Source organism: Sandarakinorhabdus cyanobacteriorum, from assembly GCF_002251755.1.
Classification (GTDB): Bacteria; Pseudomonadota; Alphaproteobacteria; order Sphingomonadales; family Sphingomonadaceae; genus Sandarakinorhabdus; species Sandarakinorhabdus cyanobacteriorum.
This window is the reverse complement of sequence record NZ_NOXT01000109.1, coordinates 10934-27767: the sequence shown is the minus strand read 5'-3', so window position 1 is coordinate 27767 and position 16834 is coordinate 10934. Positions and strand designations below refer to the sequence as shown.

Below are 16834 nucleotides of genomic sequence, written 5' to 3'. Positions count from 1 at the left end.
TTAGTAATTTTACGTTAACGTTAACGCTTTTTCATTTGCATTCAAGATTCACATATTGCTAATAGCTCGTTTAACTCGGGGATTGATAAAAATGCTCCGAACAAGGGCTCAATCGCATGCGTTTCAACGGGTTGGTTTTGGGCCTGGTGGCCGGAATGATGGCTGCCACGCCGGCTGCGGCCGTCCTGTATCTGAAAACGGCGACGCAGACCGAAAACTACAGCGTCGCCTTCACGTCTGAAACGCAATACAACAACAACCCGCCGACCAGCCAGATCACCTCGTTCCAGCCGCTCAGCTTCACGATCTCGCAATTCAATCCGATCGGGAGCAAGGGCCAAGCCCTTCAGCTGACCGACGTGAAGATCAGCATCACCAGCCAACTGGGTGGCTCGATCAACCTGAGCGGCTCCGCCAATCCGCGGGTCGGCAACTTGGCCTACAGCATCGGCAACAGCTTCACGATTGATCTGCCGGGCCCGAGTGATTTTGTGGTGACCACGACACCGGGCCAGGGCGCTTCCATCCCGTTTGTTATCCCAAGTCTGTCACAGGTTACGCTGGGCTTTGGCAGCACCAACACCAGCAGCAGCGGCAATTTCACGCCCTCCACCTTCGTGCCCTATGTCGGCACGGGCAATTTCACCGTCACCCACGCGCTGGCCAATCTCTTGTCTGACATCACGCTGACAACAGGCGGCAGGGGCAATCTGCGCGGCGAAGCCAATGCCAATGTCAATGGCACCTTCGTGATCCAGTATAGTTATCTGGATCCGGTGCCGGAACCGGCCAGCTGGGCCATGCTGATCACCGGGTTCGGCCTGATCGGTGCCACCGCCCGCCGTCGCCGCGTTATCGCCTGAACGGGCGCCACGGCCGGTCTCCCGTCACATCGATCGCGGCCGCCACCCGGCGCTGATCCAGCCACACGGCCACTGCACCGGTGTGGCCGAGGATGGTCCGATCGAGCTTGAGCCAGCGCGGTTGGCACCAGGATGGCAGGCTGCGGTCTGACACCACGATGTCGGCCGCCCGGCAGGCCGGCGCCATCGCCGCACGCGGCACCAGATAGCGGCTGTTGGTGGCCAGCAGGCGCCAGCGCCGGCCGCCGCGCTGCACATCGGCGATGCAGGCATCATCGGAACAATGCGCGCCGGCCACCTGCCCCAGCCACAGCGCATCGGCGGCATCGCTGCCCATGGCTTCGGCCATGTTGTCGAGCATCCGGTCACCCATCCGCGCCCGGGCATGGGCGAGCCGGCCATCGGGCAGGCGCAGCGCCAGTTGCCGGCCATCACCGCTGATCAGAAGGTCGGGCGGCGGGCTGGCCAGCGCCAGCGCAACGCCCGCCACCACGCCGGCCAGCCCCAGCCAGCGCGCCCCGCTGCGCCACAGCGCCAGCCACAGGCCGCCGGCCACACCAACGGCAAAGGCCGGCCCCGGCACGGCGCTGGTGATGATCACCGCCCCCGGCATCGCCGCCGTAATGTCGGCCAGATCGATCAGCCGCTGCAGCGCCCAGCCCGCCAAGGGCCACAGCCAGCCCAGCCCCAGCGCCTCGCCGGCCAGGGCCAGCATCAGCGCCGGCATGGCGACAAGGCTGGTCCAGGGAATGGCCAGCAGATTGGCCAGCACGCCATAGAGGCCGCTGCGGCCGAAATGATAGAGGCCAATGCCGGCCAGCGCCGCTTCGGCCACCAGCCCGGTCGCCAGCAGGCCGACGGCATGCCGGGCCAGCCAGTGCCACCAGGCCTCATCCTCCCGAACGGCGTTCAGCCAGCGGCCGGCCGGGCTTTCATACAGGGCGATGATGCCGATCACAGCAGCAAAGCTCATCTGGAAGCTGGCGCCCAGCAGGGCTTCCGGCCGCACAAGCAGAATCGCGAAGGCCGCCGCTGCCACCAGCCGCAGCGACAGCGCCTGCCGGCCCAGCACCATGCCGATCACCACGATGCCGGCCACGATTACCGCCCGCACCGTCGGCACCTGGGCGCCGGCCAGCAGCGTATAGGCAAGGCCGGCCAGCGCCCCGCCCGCCAGCGCCAGCGTCGGGACCGGCACCCTGAGCGCCAGCCACGGCCACAGCGCCAGACCACGCCGCAACAGGAAGGCCATGCCGCCCACCACCACGGCGATGTGCAGGCCGGAAATCGACAGAAGATGCGCCAGCCCGGCGTCGCGCATGGCCTGGGCCGTGGCCGGCGGGATCGCCCCCTGCTGCCCGGTCACGAAGGCGGCTGCAACCGCGCCCGCCTCCCCCGGCACCGCCGCCATGATGCGTGCCTGGATGGCGCCGCGCAGGCCCGCGAGCCACAGCGCCGGGCCGGCGCTGGCCGGCGCGGTCACGGTGACGGGTCCCAGCGCCACGCCGCTGGCGCCAATGCCATCAAACCAGGCGCGGCGGCCAACATCATAGCCGCCCGGCACGGCCGCACCTGCGGGCGGAGACAGCAGCGCCCGCACCGCAACCCGGCTGCCCGGCACGATCAAGGCCTGGCCCGGCGGCAACCGCAGGCTCAGCCGCTCGACCCCCTGCGGCCGTTCATCGGGCCGCAGGATCAGCCGCTGGGCCCCGAACGGCAGCGGTTCATTGTCCTCCACCAGGCCGCTGAGCCACACAAACTGGCGTTCGGCCAGCACCGCATGCGCGTTCGTCGCCACCCGCACATCCGTGGCCGCAAGGCCCAGCGCCAGCATCAGCGCCACCGCCGCCAGCGGCCGCCAGCGCGCCAGCGCCGCCCCGCCGGCCAGTGCCAGCGCCGCCAGCAAGGCGGCCTGCCGCCACGGTGCCCAGGGCAGGGCAAACCACAGGGCCATGCCGGCGGCCAGCGCCACCGGCAGCCACAGCGGCAGATGGTGGCGCTCGGCCTCCGCCCAGGCAAACCAGCGGTCCTGGAACCGCTGCGCGGCTGTTTGTTTCTCCGCCTTGCTTCTGCTAACCACCCGCACGCTTTCGTCTTGGCCCCTCCCGGCCACAGACCCCGACAACAGGATTGGATGAAACGCGCATGAGCGCAAGCAACTTGACCACGGGCAAGGTCGTCACCCGCTTTGCCCCGTCGCCCACCGGCTTCCTGCACATCGGCGGCGCCCGCACCGCCCTGTTCAACTGGCTGTTCGCCCGCCACCACGGCGGCGAATTCCGCCTGCGTATCGAGGATACCGACCGGGCGCGCTCCACCGATGCCGCCATTGCCGCCATCATCGATGGCATGGGCTGGCTGAACCTCAGCCATGATGGCGAGATCGTCTATCAGTTCAGCCGCGCCGCCCGCCATGCCGAGGTGGCGCGCCAGCTGCTGGAGGCGGGCCACGCCTATCGCTGCTATGCCACGCCCGAAGAGCTGGAGGCGCTGCGCGAGGCCCAGCGCGCCGCCAAGCAGCCCATGCGTTATGACGGGCGCTGGCGCGACCGCACCGATTGGCCGAACGACAAGCCCTATGTCATCCGCCTCAAGGCCCCGCGCGACGGCAGCGTCACCATCGAGGACCGGGTGCAGGGCCCGGTGACAGTGAACAATGCCGAGCTGGATGATTTCGTGCTGCTGCGGTCAGACGGCACCCCGACCTATATGCTGGCCGTGGTGGTGGATGATCACGACATGGGCGTGACCCACGTGATCCGCGGCGATGATCATCTCAACAACGCCTTCCGCCAGCTGGCGCTGATCCGCGCGCTGGGCTGGCCGGAGCCGATCTATGCCCATATCCCGCTGATCCACGGCAGCGACGGCGCCAAATTGTCAAAGCGGCACGGCGCGCTGGGCGTTGATGCCTATCGCGACGAGATGGGCCTGCTGCCCGAGGCGGTGGAAAATTATCTGCTGCGCCTGGGCTGGGGCCATGGCGATGAGGAGATCATCAGCCGCGAACAGGCCATCGGCTGGTTCGACCTGGTCGGCGTGGGCCGCAGCCCGTCGCGGTTCGACATCAAGAAGCTGGAGAATCTGAACGGCCATTATATCCGTGCCGCCGATGATGCCCGGCTGGTCGATCTGATCGCGGCCCGCGTTGCCGCGGCATTGGGTCGCGATCTGACCGAGGCTGACCGGCAGCTTTTGCAGCGCACCATGCCCGAGTTGAAAAAGCGTGCCAGCAACCTCAATGATTTGGCCAATGGTTGCCTTTTCTATCTTCGCAGCCGCCCAATCCCCATGGACGAAGGTGCGACCAAACTGCTAGCGTCTGCGGCACCAGGGCTGCTTGACCGCACCCGGGCCCGATTCGCCGAGCAGGATGACTGGTCGGCCGCCGCGCTGGAACAGCTGGCGCGCGCGTTGGCGGAAAGCGAAGGGGCCAAGCTTGGCCAGATCGCCCAGCCGCTGCGCGCCGCTGTAACCGGTTCGGCACAATCGCCCGGATTGTTCGAGGTGCTGGAAGTGCTGGGCAAGGATGAGGTGCTGGGGCGGATTTCGGATGCCCTGGCCATGTGAGCGAAGGGACGAGGGACATGACGGCCACGATCAATGTTGATGGCAAGGGCGCGGACTATCCGGTGCGGGCTGGCAGCATCGGGCCGGAAGTCATCGATATCCGCAAGCTTTATGGCAACACCGGCCGCTTCACCTTCGATCCCGGCTTCACCAGCACGGCCGCCTGCGAATCCAAGATCACCTATATCGATGGCGATCAGGGTGTGCTGCTGCACCGCGGCTATCCCATCGAGCAGCTGGCCGAGCAGTCGAGCTTCCTCGAGGTTGCCTATCTGCTGCTGAACGGCGAGCTGCCGAACCAGAAGGAGCATGACGAGTTCCGCTATCTGATCACGCGCCACACCATGGTGCATGAACAGCTCGCCACCTTCTATCGCGGTTTCCGGCGTGATGCCCACCCGATGGCGATCATGTGCGGCGTCGTCGGCGCGCTGTCGGCCTTCTATCACGACTCCACCGATATCCATGATCCCCAGCAGCGCACCATCGCCTGCCACCGCCTGATCGCCAAGATGCCGACGATTGCGGCCATGGCCTATAAATATTCGGTCGGCCAGCCCTTCCTCTATCCCGACAACTCGTTGAGCTACACCGGCAATTTCCTGCGGATGACCTTTGGCGTACCGGCCGAGCCCTATGTGATCAACCCGGTGGTGGAAGACGCGCTGGACAAGATCTTCATCCTGCACGCCGATCACGAGCAGAATGCCTCCACCTCCACCGTGCGTCTCGCCGGTTCGTCCGGTGCCAATCCCTTTGCCTGCATCGCGGCCGGCATCGCCTGCCTGTGGGGCCCGGCGCATGGCGGCGCCAACGAGGCGGCGCTGGAAATGCTGCGCGAGATCGGCCGGCCGGAGCGGATCCCGGAGTTTGTCGCCCGCGCCAAGAACAAGGATGACCCGTTCCGCCTGATGGGCTTTGGCCATCGCGTTTACAAGAATTACGACCCGCGCGCCAAGGTGCTGGGCGAGGCGGCCACCAAGGTGCTGGACACGCTGGGCATTTCCGATCCGGTGCTCGACACCGCGCGCGAACTGGAGCGGGTTGCCCTGTCGGATGATTATTTCATCGAGAAGAAGCTGTATCCCAACGTCGATTTCTATTCCGGCATCATCCTGTCGGCCATCGGCTTCCCCACCTCCATGTTCACCGCCCTGTTCGCGCTGGCGCGCACCACCGGCTGGATCGCGCAGTGGACGGAAATGATGGAAGACAAGGAACAGAAGATCGGCCGGCCGCGCCAGCTCTACACCGGCCACGGCCCGCGCGATTATGTGCCGCTGGCCCAGCGCGGCTGACGTTCGCGGAATCTTTGCCATTGCAGGATAACAGGGGGCTGCCGGCTTGAACGGCAGCCCCTTTTCCTGTTTGTGATTCAGCATGGACGATCTGTTCACCCCCCAACCCCCACGCCGCTGGCCGTGGATCATCGCCGCCGTTGCCAGCCTGCTGTGGGTGGCCGGTATCGGTGCCGGCTGGGCCGCCTTCACCGGGCAGATCGTGCTCGCCGATGGCGCACAGCCGCTGATCATCGCCGGGCTGGCGCTGCTGGCGCCGCTGGCCGTGGTGTGGCTGGCGGTGCTGCAGCTGCGTGATGCCGGCGCGATCGCCGCGTTGCGCGCCGAAACCGCCGAAACCCGCGCCAAACTGGCCGCCATCGAAGTGGAACGCAGTGCGGTTGCCCTGGCTGCCTTGCAGGAACAGCTCGACACCACCGCCCACCGCATCGCCGCACTGGCCAAGCCGGTCGCCGGCCATGCCAGCGCGATTGCCGATGCCGGCCGCGCCCTTGACGCCAGCAACGATGCGCTGGCCCGCACCATCGCCCAGGCCACGGCCGCCGCCAGTGAGGTGGCCGGCGCCGTCCCGGCCGCCACCGCCCAGGCGACAGGCCTGATCGAGCTGCTGGGCCGCGCCGACAATCAGCTGCGCGCCCAGCTGGCCGAAACCGAAACCCTGCTCGCCGCGCTCTATACCCGCGCCAGCGAGGCCGAAGCCCAGGCCCGCAGCGCCGCCGCCAGCAGCGCCCGCGAGATCGGCGCCCTAGGGGAGGCCGGTGCCGCCAGCCTCGCCCAGCTGACCAGCGCTGCCGATGCCGCCCGCGCCGCCGTTGAAACCCCGTTGGCCACGCTGCAAGCCGCGCTCGATGCCGCCAGCAACCGCACGCTGGCGGTGGTGGACGGCACGCGCGAGGCGGTGCACACCCAGACCAGCGCCATGCTGGCCGGGCTGGACCAGGCCCGCACCACGCTGGCGCACATTGGTGGCGAAGCCGCCCGCACCCTCGACGAACGGCTGACGACGCTGCAGACGCTGGCCGGCCGGGTGGCGGCCGAAATCGAGACGGCCGGGGCCAACGCCGGGCAGCTTGTGACCGATCTGGCCGCCCGGGTGGAAGCGATGGAGGCCCGCCTCACCGCCGCCATGCAGGCCAGCAGCGCGGCGCTGGTCACGCTGGACGCAGGCATGGCCAGTGCAACCGCCAGTGCCGGTGCGTTGGGCCAACCGATCGACAGCGCCGCCACCACCCTGGCGCAGCTGCAGGGCCAGCTGGCCGGCATCAGTGCCGAAGCGCAGGCGACGCTGACCCTGCTCGACACGCGCGTGCCGGCGACCGAACCGCTGATCGCCACGCTGTCCACCCGGCTCGCCGCCTTGAAGGCCGAGGCCGAGACACTGGCCGAGCCCATCCTGGCCAGCAGCAACAATGTCGGCAGCGCCAGCGATCGATTGGCCCTCGCCCGCGAAGCGCTGGCCGCCAGCAGCGCCGAACTCGCCGATGCCATTGCCCGCGCCCAGGATCAGCTTCGCAGCCTTGAGGCCGACACCGGCCGCCTGGCGCTGACCACCTCCACCGATCTGATCGACAGTTTCGGGCGTGTGCGCGATGTCGCCCAGGCCGCCGCCGGCGCCATGCGCACCGCGCTGGACGGCGTGGTGGCCGAAGCGGAGGCCGCGCTGGGCGAGGCCGCCAGCAGCCGGGCCGAGACCGCCTTTGCCGCCCCCATCCGCGAGCGGATTGCGGAGCTGGTGGCCCTGCAGGGCAAGGCCGGCGATGCCGCCCAAGCCGCTGCCGAACGGGTGACCCAGCGCATCCTGTCACTCACCACGACGCTGGCGGAAGTGGAGGCGCATGTGGCGGCGGTGGAAACCCGTGCCGATGTGCGCGCGAGGAACGCCCTGGGCCGCCGTGCCAACAGCCTGATCGACAGCCTGCAGGGCAGCGCCGTCGACATGGCGCGCCTGCTGGATTTCGATCTGGATGACAGGGCGTGGAGCGATTATGCCGCCGGCGACGGTGCTGCCATTGCCCGCCGCCTTGAACAAGGGCTCGATCACGGCACCGGCCGCCAGTTCGTTCGCCATTTCCAGCATGACCGCGAATTCCGCGCCGAAGCCGGCCGCTTCCTTGCCGATTTCGAGGCTCTGATTGGTGAGATCATGCCCGAACGCGGCGGCGAGGCGCTGGGCGCCGTGCTGCTGTCGTCCACGCTGGGCAAGCTCTATCTGGCGCTGGGCCAGGCCGCCGGACGCTTCAACTGATCCATTGGGCGCGGTGATTGCCGCGCCGTCCAGACTGCATCCGGCCGAGGCAGGGACCGGCGAATTCGCCTGTCCTACATCGCCAGAATCTGTCAATGATGGTGATTGCGGCTCTGTCTCAATTGTAAAATCATCGACACGACTGGCTGGACTGGTCACAGCAACAGCGCGCGTTTTCAACGTCAGTTTTGGGGATTTCTGTCAATTCCGTCAAATTGGGCGATTTTGCAATTTCGGCGCAGTCAACCCGCTCCGCGTTCAGCGGCGCAGCATGGTTCCCGTTGGCGGCCAAAGCCCGCTCTGGCTGGAATCAGCCCTTCACCGGCGCATAAGGCCCACGCGTCTGCCAGAAGGGCACATCGTCCACGCCCACCCAGCCAAAGACATAATTGGCCATGAACAGGCCGAACAGCACGGCACTGATCGCCGTGGTCCACAGCATCTTTTTCAGGATCATCGGGTTGGATGGCGCCGAAGTCGCCTGGCCGGGCACCGGCTCGCTGCCATCCTCCTCCGCCGTCTTCACGCCAAAGGGCAAGACAGCGAACAGGGTCAGCGTCCAGAACAGCAGGTAGATGGCCAGCGCAGACTGCAGCTTCACAGCCTGATCACCTGCACATCGGTCACCGGCTTCTTGCCCGTCCAATCGCGCGCCACACGTCGCACGGCGACGCGGATGGCTTCGGCATAGGCGTCAGGCCGCTTTGCATCCGCCTTCGCCGCCGCCTTTTCGGCGGCTTCGGCGCAGGCGTCGAGAAACTCGGCCTTGTCTTCCTCCACCGGCACGCCCTGCGCGCTCACCTTCGGCGTGGCAGCCGGCAGGCCGTTGCGGCCCACCACCACGGCGACCGCGATCATGCCGTTGTGCGCCAGCCGCCGCCGTTCAACGATGGTGGCGCCATCGGCGGGCAGGATCACATCGCCATCCAGCACCAGCCGCCCGGCCTTTTCATGGCCCAACAACTTCGGCCCATCGGGTGCCAGCCGGATCGCGCTGCCGTTCACCGGCACCAGCGCCTGGGGCACGCCGCACGCCTTGGCCAGCTTGGCATGTTCTTCCATGTGCCGGCGTTCGCCATGCACGGGAATGGCGATCTGGGGCCGGATCCATTCATACATGGCCTCCAGCTCCGGCTGGCCGGGGTGGCCCGACACGTGCACATGCGCCTGTTTTTCGGTGACGATGTCGATGCCGCGGCTGGCCAGGACATTCTGCACCCGGCCGATGCTCAGCTCGTTGCCCGGGATCTGCTTCGATGAATAGACGACGAGATCGCCCGGCTCCAGCTTCAGCACCGGATGGCTGCCCTCGGCAATCCGGCTGAGCGCCGCCTGCGGTTCGCCTTGCGCGCCGGTGCACAGGATCAGCACCTTGTTCCGCGGCAGCGTCATCGCGGTTTCCCAATCGACCGGATCGGGCAGATCGGTCAGATAGCCGGTGGCGCGCGCCACCTTGACGATGCGGTCCATGCTGCGCCCGGCCAACACCAGCTCGCGCCCGGCGGCCTTGGCGACCTGGCCCAGCGTGCCCAGCCGCGCAGCATTGCTGGCAAAGGTCGTCACCAACACCCGACCCGATTTGCGCGCCTTTATGAGGCGCATCAGGCCATCCTTCACATCGCTTTCGCTGCCCGAGGCTTCGGGATTGAACACGTTGGTGGAATCGCCCACCAACGTCAGGATTCCCTCGTCGCCAATGGCCTTCAGTTCGGCCGCCGTGACCGGATTGCCCAGCAGCGGCGCATCATCCAGCTTCCAATCGCCGGTGTGGAAGATGCGGCCATAGGGTGTGTCGATGATCAGCGCATTGCCTTCCGGGATGGAGTGCGCGAGCGCGACATATTTGAACCCGAACGGCCCCAGCTGCAGCGTGCCGCCCATCGGCACGATGTTGAGCTTGACCTCACCCAGCAGCCCTTCCTCCTCCAGCTTCTTGGCGATCAGGCCGGCGGTGAACGGGGTGGCATAGAGCGGCACCTTCAGTTCGGCCGCCAGATAGGGGATGGCGCCGATATGATCCTCATGCCCGTGAGTGAGCACGATGCCGAGCAGATCCTTGCGCCGCTCCTCGATGAAGGCGAGATCGGGCAGCACGACATCAATGCCGGGATAGCGGGGATCACCAAAGGTCATCCCCAGATCAACCATCACCCATTTGCCGTTGGCGCCATAGAGATTGACGTTCATGCCAATCTCGCCTGACCCACCCAACGGCAGGAAAATCAACTCGTTACCAGGGGTCATTCAATTCTGCTTTGCGTTCAATATGTGGAGGCGGATCAGGCCGCGAATGGTGAGATCACCGTCGACATGGGCTATCGCAGGTGTGTGGCGCTGGAACAAGGTGGCAAGACCGCCGGTGGCGATCACCGTGGGCATTGACGGCAGTTCGGCCGATAGGCGCGCCACCAGCCCTTCGATCAGGCCGACATAGCCCCAGAACAGCCCTGATTGCATCGCGTGCACGGTGCCCTTGCCGATGGCGCCAAGATCGCCCGGCGGCGGCTCAACGGCGATGCGCGGCAGCTTGGCAGCAGCCTGATAGAGCGCATCCATCGACAGGTTGATGCCCGGTGCAATTGCCCCGCCCTGATAGGCACCATCCGCCGAGACGACATCAAAGGTGGTGGCGGTGCCGAAATCGATGATGATCAGGTCGCCGGGCCATTCGCCGTGGGCGGCAACCGCGTTGACCAGCCGGTCTGCCCCGACCTCGGCCGGGTTGGGAAGGGCGATGTCGAGCCCCATATTGATCTGGCCGACGGCCACCACCAGCGGTTCGACATTGAAATATTTGCGGCACAGGCGCTGCAGGTTGAACAAGGTCGGCGGCACCACGGTGGAGATGATGGCAGAATCGACAATGCCCATCGCCACCCCTTCCAGCGCCATCAGCTGGTGCAGCCACACGGCATATTCGTCCGCGGTGCGCTGGCCATCGGTGGAAATGCGCCAGCGGTGCATGATCTCATCACCTTCGCACAAGGCGAAGACAATGTTGGTGTTGCCCACGTCAATGGCCAGCAGCATGGCCCAACACTCCTACAGCGCGAAGACTTCGCCGGCATGGATGGCACGCAGGCTGCCATCATCGCCGGCCAGCAGCAATGCGCCATCATCACCCAGACCGACAAACACGCCTTCCGGGCTTTCCCGGCCCAGCCGTGCCACCATGCGCCCGCCCACCCCGGCCGCGCGCGCCAGCCACTGGTCACGGATCGGGGCAAACCCCTCGGCCGCCCACACGGCCCGCCACCGTGCGAAGGCCGGGGCCAGCGCATCGAGCAGGGCAAGCGGCGTTGGCACAGGCAGGCCAGCGGCGGCGAGGCTGGTGGCCGGCCGTTCGGTGCCATCCGGATGGTGGGCCAGGTTGACGCCGATGCCGATCACCAGCGCCGCCCCCTGCCGTTCCAGGAGGATGCCAGAACATTTGGTCCCATCCAGCAGCACATCATTGGGCCATTTCAGCGTGAAGCGGGCCTGCTGGCCGCTGACCGCCGCCAGGGCATCGTGCAGCGCCAACGCCGCCACAAAGCTCAATTGCTGGACCGGGCCATCGGCCTTGACCAGCACAGAGCCCATGAAGTTGCCCACAGCATCATTCCACACCCGCCCGCGCCGGCCGCGACCGGCGGTCTGGCGATCAGCGCGCACCCAATGGCCATCGGGCAGCGTGTCAGCACGCGCCAGCAGCCAGTCGTTGGTGGAGCCCACCTCGGCGAGGTGGGTGACGTCAGCTGTCATCAAGCCGGGAACAGCGCCGCGGCCGCCCGCGCCGTCGCCACAGCCAGCGGCGACATGGCGAGCATGCCAAGCGGCGAGCAGAACAGCGCGCAAGCCGCAATCAGCGCGCCATTCACCGGGCTGCCTTCGCTGGCCAGCGCCACCGCGGGTTCATCGAAATACATGATCTTGATGAGCCGGAGATAGTAAAAGGCCGCAACGACCGACGCGATGAAGCCGATGATGGCCAGACCCAGGAGACCCGAGGCGATGGCGGCCTGGAACACGGCGAACTTGGGCCAGAAGCCGAGCAGCGGCGGGATGCCGGCCAGGGAAAACATGAAGATCGCCAGCGCCAGCGCCAGCTTCGGCTGGGTTTTGGACAGCCCGGCCAGATCGGCCATGGTTTCCACGGTGCCGCCATCGGGCCGGCGCAGCTGCAGCACGACCAGGAAGCTGCCCAGCGTCATCGCCACATAGACGGTGACATAGAAGAGCAGCGCCGAAATGCCGGCCGGGCTGCCGGGGGACAGGCCGACCAGCGCAAAGCCGATGTTGGCAATGGAGCTATAGGCCAGCAGGCGCTTGACGTTGGTTTGTGCCACCGCCGCCACCGCCCCCAGCACCATGGAGGCGATGGCGATGAACATGATGATCTGCTGCCAGTCGGCCGCCACCTTGCCGGGGAAGGCCACCACGAGCACGCGCGCCATCAGGCCCAGCGCCGCCGCCTTGGGCGCGGCCGAGAAGAAGGCAGCCACCGGCGTGGGCGCGCCTTCATAGACATCGGGCGTCCACATGTGGAACGGCACCGCCGAGACCTTGAAGGCGAGGCCAGCGAGGATGAATACAATGCCGAACAACATGCCGATCGAGCGTTCCGCCTGGGCCGAGACCAGCTGGGCAATCACATCGAGCTGGGTGGAACCGGCAAAGCCGTAGACGAGGGTGACGCCATAGAGCAGCATCCCCGAGGCCAGCGCCCCCAGCACGAAATATTTGAGGCCGGCTTCGGCCGAACGGTCATCGGCGCGGCTGAAGGCGGCGAGCACATAGGAGGGCAGCGCTGCCAGCTCCAGCCCGACATAGAGGGTGAGCAGATCATTGGCCGAGACCATCATCGCCATGCCCAATGCCGCCAGCAGCATCAGCACCGGATATTCAAACCGGCCGGCCCCTCTTTCCTGCAGCCAGGGCAGCGCCAGCAGCACCGAAGCCGCAGCGGCGGCCATGATGATCACCTTCAGATAGGCGGAAAAATCATCGGCGACATAAAGCCCGTCAAAGGCGATGCTGCGCCCGGCCGGCGCATCGGTCAGGCTGAAGCCGGCCACACCCAGGATCGCCACGGCGAACAGGCTGGTCACCACCAGCGCGCGGTGCTTGGGCGTGAAGGTGCCGAGCATCAGCGCGGCCAGGCTGCCCAGCGTCAGGATGGTTTCCGGGCCGGCAATGGCGATGGAGGCGAAGATCGGGTGCATCAGTGGTGGCCCTCAGCATGGGCAGTGTTGGCCCGGGCTGCGCTTTCAATCGCCGGCAGCGCGGGCGACAGCGTCATGTCCGTCGGCACGGTGGCCAGTTCACGGCCCTCCAGCCGGGCGACCACGGCGGCAATCGCCGGCTTCATCGGCTGTTGAAAGCTTTTCGGATAAATGCCCATCCACAGCGTGGCGATGATGATGGGCGCCAGAATGGCGATCTCGCGCGCCGAAAGATCCGGCATCGCCCGCGTGTCCTCGCCCGCCGCCTTGCCATAGGCGACGCGGGCATAGAGCCACAGCATATAGCCGGCGCCCAGGATGATGCCGGTGGTGAGCACGAAGGTCGCCCAGGTGCTGGTCTGATACAGGCCGAGCAGCACCAGGAATTCCGCGACAAAGCCCGAGGTCGCCGGCAGGCCAACGCTTGCCATGGTGAAGAACAGCAGCACCAGCGCATATTTCGGCATGGTGTCCGCAAGGCCGCCATAACGGCCGATCTCGCGGGTGTGCAGCCGGTCGTAAATCACGCCGACACACAGGAACAGCGCGCCCGAGACGAGGCCGTGGGACAGCATCATCACCATCGCGCCTTCGATCCCTTGCGTGTTCAGCGCAAACAGGCCGCCGGTGACGAACGCCATGTGGGCGACCGATGAATAGGCGATCAGCTTCTTCATGTCATGCTGCACCAGCGCAACCAGCGACGTGTAGACCACCGCGACCATGGACAGCGCGAACACCAGCCAGATCAACTGGGCCGAGGCATCGGGGAACATCGGCAGCGAGAAGCGGATGAAGCCATAGCCGCCCAGCTTCAAGAGCACGCCAGCCAGGATCATCGAACCGGCGGTCGGTGCCTCCACGTGGGCATCGGGCAGCCAGGTGTGCACCGGCCACATCGGCATCTTCACGGCAAAGCTGGCGAAGAAGGCGAGGAACAGCCAGAATTGCGCGTCCTTGGCGAAATCATGGCGGCTCAGATCGCCGATGTCCGACGATCCGGCCTGGCCCACCATCCACAGCATGGCGACCAGCATCAGCACCGAGCCGAGCAGCGTGTAGAGGAAGAATTTGTAGGACGCATAAATGCGCCGCGCGCCGCCCCAGATGCCGATGATCAGGAACATCGGGATCAGGCCGCCTTCGAAGAACAGATAGAAGAGGAAGATGTCGCGCGCCGCGAAGGTGCCGATCATCAGCGATTCCATCAGCAGGAACGCCGCCATATATTCCGGCACGCGCTTCTGCACCGCTTCCCAGCTCGCCAGCACGCACAACGGCATCAGGAACACCGAAAGCTCGATCAGCATCAGCGCGATGCCATCAATGCCCAGCGACCAGCTGAAATAGGGCGCGAACAGCTGCAGCTGTTCCGGGAACTGTAAGGCGGCCGAGCTCTGATCAAAGTTCAGCCACAGCCAGATGCCGGCGCCAAATTCCGCCAGCGTCGTGGCCAGCGCCACCACCCGCGCCCGGCCGGCGCGCTCCTGCCCGCCACCCGGCAGCGTTGCCACCACCAGGGCTGCCACCACCGGAGCCAAGATCATGATCGAAAGGATCGGCATCAGCGCATCATCCAGGCGGCAGCGGCGGCCAGGCCGACCAGCATCACCAGAGCGTAGGAATAGACATAGCCCGACTGGAAGCGGCGGGCGAGACCCGCACCGGCCACCACCACATCGGCAGCACCATTGGGCCCAAAACGATCGATCGTCTGCTGGTCACCGCGGGTCCAGAACATCCGGCCAAACCACAGCGCCGGCTTGACGAAGATCGCGTTGTACAGCTCGTCGAAATACCACTTCCTGAGCAGGAACTGATACAGGCCGTTCAACTCGCGTGACCACCAGGCTGGCAGGTCAGGATGGCGAATGTAGTAATAATATGCCGACAGCAGCCCAACAAAGAATGCGATTGACGGGGTCCACCTTACCCAGGCCGGCACTTCGTGCATGGCGTGCATCAGATGTTCGTTGAACGCCAGGCTGCCGCGCCAGAAGCTGGCGCCTTCTTCGGCACCAACGAAATTCTCGTGCCAGATCAGCCCGGCAAACAATGCCCCACCACCCAGAACGAACAGCGGGATCAGCATCGAGATCGGGCTTTCGTGCGGGTGATAGCCGGCGGTGCCGTCGTCATGCTGCGCATGACCGCCGGCGTGCTCATGGGCGTTATCGTGGCGGTGCCCATGATCGTCGTGCGCGGCATGCTGGATATGCTCACTGCCCGCCCAGCGCGGCTTGCCAAAAAAGGTGAGGAACACAAGCCGCCAGGAATAGAAGCTGGTCAGCGCCGCCACGACCGCACCGATTGCAAACGCAAAGGCCCCATGCACAGTGTGGCTTGCAGCGGCCGCTTCCAAAATGGCATCCTTGGAATAATAGCCGGCGGTGAAGAAGAAGCCGGTCAGCGCCAGCGTGCCGATCGTCATCATCCAGAAGGTGATGGGGATATGGCGACGCAGGCCGCCATAGAAGCGCATGTCCTGCTCGTGATGCATCGCGTGGATGACACTGCCGGCGCCCAGGAACAGCAGCGCCTTGAAGAAGGCGTGGGTGAACAGGTGGAACATCGCGGCGCCATAAGCGCCGCTGCCGGCGGCAAAGAACATGTAGCCGAGCTGGGAGCAGGTGGAATAGGCGATCACCCGCTTGATGTCGTTCTGCACCATGCCCACCGTCGCGGCGAACAGCGCCGTGCAGGCACCCAGCACACAGACAACCGCCTGCGCAGTGGGGCTCGCTTCAAACATCGGGGACAGGCGGCAGACCATGAACACACCGGCCGTCACCATGGTGGCGGCGTGGATCAGGGCCGAAACCGGCGTCGGGCCTTCCATGGCGTCGGGCAGCCAGGTGTGCAGGCCCAACTGGGCCGACTTGCCGCAGGCGCCAACGAACAGCAGCAGGCACAGGCAGGTCATCACATCGACCTGACCGCCCAGGAAGCTGAACGTCTGGCCGCTGTGCTGCGGCACGGCCGCCAGGATGGCATCGATGGAAACGGTGCCAAACACCATGAAGGTGGCAAAGATGCCGAGGCTGAAGCCGAAATCGCCGACCCGGTTGACCACGAAGGCCTTGATCGCGGCGGCATTGGCCGACGGCTTGGTGTACCAGAAACCGATGAGCAGATAGGAGGCGAGGCCCACGCCTTCCCAGCCGAAGAACATCTGCACCAGATTGTCCGCCGTTACCAGCATCAGCATGGCGAAGGTGAACAGCGACAGATAGGCGAAGAAGCGGCTCTGCGACGGGTCTTCCGCCATATAGCCCCAGCTGTAGAGATGGACGAGCGCCGACACGCTGGTCACCACCACCAGCATCACGGCGGTGAGCGTATCGACCTTGAGCGCCCAGGCCACCGACAGGCGGCCGCTTTCGATCCAGTCCAGCACCGGCACCGTGGTCGCCTCGGCGCCGTTCAGCCAGAAGCCGACGAACGTCACCCAGGCCAGGGCGGCCGAAACGAACAGGCCGCCAGTGGTCAACGCCTTGGCGGCGTTGTGGCCGATCACGCGGCCACCCAGGCCGGCGATGGCCGCCATCAGCAGCGGCAGGAAGACAAGCACGGTGATCATCATGGTTCCTCCCTCCCCCTTGTGGGGAGGGCGAGAGACGCGCCACTGGCGCGGCCCGGGGTGGGGGTGGCAAC

12 protein-coding genes are annotated in these 16834 nt (G+C 66.1%); 4 read left to right on the top strand and 8 right to left on the bottom strand.

Annotated elements, in window-relative coordinates:
• The first annotated feature begins 116 nt into the window (after positions 1-116).
• The gene (locus CHU93_RS17940) at positions 117-863 is read left to right on the top strand and encodes a PEPxxWA-CTERM sorting domain-containing protein (protein WP_094473745.1); all 747 of its coding nucleotides are present in this window, start codon (positions 117-119) and stop codon (positions 861-863) included.
• On the opposite strand, the gene CHU93_RS08955 is transcribed toward CHU93_RS17940, so the two are convergent.
• Positions 853-2943 carry a ComEC/Rec2 family competence protein gene (locus tag CHU93_RS08955; RefSeq protein ID WP_133064360.1) on the bottom strand — a complete coding sequence of 697 codons (2091 nt, stop codon included), beginning with the start codon at positions 2941-2943 and terminating at the stop codon, positions 853-855. The two genes, CHU93_RS17940 and CHU93_RS08955, sit on opposite strands and share 11 nt — an antisense overlap.
• 65 nt (positions 2944-3008) lie before the next feature.
• Between CHU93_RS08955 and gltX the strand changes: the two genes are divergently transcribed.
• From gltX to CHU93_RS08940, 3 genes are all read left to right on the top strand, one after another.
• Positions 3009-4433, top strand: a complete 1425-nt coding sequence (gltX, locus tag CHU93_RS08950) for a glutamate--tRNA ligase (RefSeq protein ID WP_094473771.1) — start codon at positions 3009-3011, stop codon at positions 4431-4433.
• 17 nt (positions 4434-4450) lie between these two features.
• Positions 4451-5731 (top strand): citrate synthase, encoded by a 1281-nt coding sequence (locus tag CHU93_RS08945; RefSeq protein ID WP_094473743.1) that lies wholly within the window; start codon positions 4451-4453, stop codon positions 5729-5731.
• A gap of 82 nt (positions 5732-5813) precedes the next feature.
• Complete coding sequence (locus tag CHU93_RS08940; RefSeq protein ID WP_094473742.1) at positions 5814-7976, top strand: hypothetical protein; 2163 nt, start codon at positions 5814-5816, stop codon at positions 7974-7976.
• Between the two features lie 310 nt (positions 7977-8286).
• Here the strand turns inward: CHU93_RS08940 and CHU93_RS08935 are convergent, their stop codons facing one another.
• From CHU93_RS08935 to nuoL, 7 genes are read right to left on the bottom strand one after another with little or no spacing between them, the layout of a single operon-like run.
• Positions 8287-8577: a DUF1467 family protein gene (locus CHU93_RS08935; protein ID WP_094473741.1), complete on the bottom strand. Its 291-nt coding sequence runs from the start codon at positions 8575-8577 to the stop codon at positions 8287-8289.
• Positions 8574-10220, bottom strand: a complete 1647-nt coding sequence (locus tag CHU93_RS08930; protein ID WP_094473740.1) for a ribonuclease J — start codon at positions 10218-10220, stop codon at positions 8574-8576. The genes CHU93_RS08935 and CHU93_RS08930 overlap by 4 nt, the downstream gene beginning before the upstream one ends.
• Positions 10221-11006 carry a type III pantothenate kinase gene (locus CHU93_RS08925; protein ID WP_094473739.1) on the bottom strand — a complete coding sequence of 262 codons (786 nt, stop codon included), beginning with the start codon at positions 11004-11006 and terminating at the stop codon, positions 10221-10223. It abuts the gene before it with no gap.
• Between the two features lie 12 nt (positions 11007-11018).
• On the bottom strand, positions 11019-11720 hold the full coding sequence (locus CHU93_RS08920; protein WP_094473738.1) for a biotin--[acetyl-CoA-carboxylase] ligase: 702 nt from the start codon (positions 11718-11720) through the stop codon (positions 11019-11021).
• Positions 11720-13180 (bottom strand): NADH-quinone oxidoreductase subunit NuoN, encoded by a 1461-nt coding sequence (gene nuoN, locus CHU93_RS08915; RefSeq protein WP_207759256.1) that lies wholly within the window; start codon positions 13178-13180, stop codon positions 11720-11722. Before nuoN ends, CHU93_RS08920 begins: the two co-directional genes overlap by 1 nt.
• Complete coding sequence (locus CHU93_RS08910) at positions 13180-14745, bottom strand: NADH-quinone oxidoreductase subunit M (RefSeq protein WP_094473737.1); 1566 nt, start codon at positions 14743-14745, stop codon at positions 13180-13182. Before CHU93_RS08910 ends, nuoN begins: the two co-directional genes overlap by 1 nt.
• Positions 14745-16760, bottom strand: coding sequence for an NADH-quinone oxidoreductase subunit L (gene nuoL, locus CHU93_RS08905; protein WP_094473769.1), 2016 nt, complete (start codon positions 16758-16760; stop codon positions 14745-14747). The genes CHU93_RS08910 and nuoL overlap by 1 nt, the downstream gene beginning before the upstream one ends.
• Positions 16761-16834 lie beyond the last annotated feature (74 nt).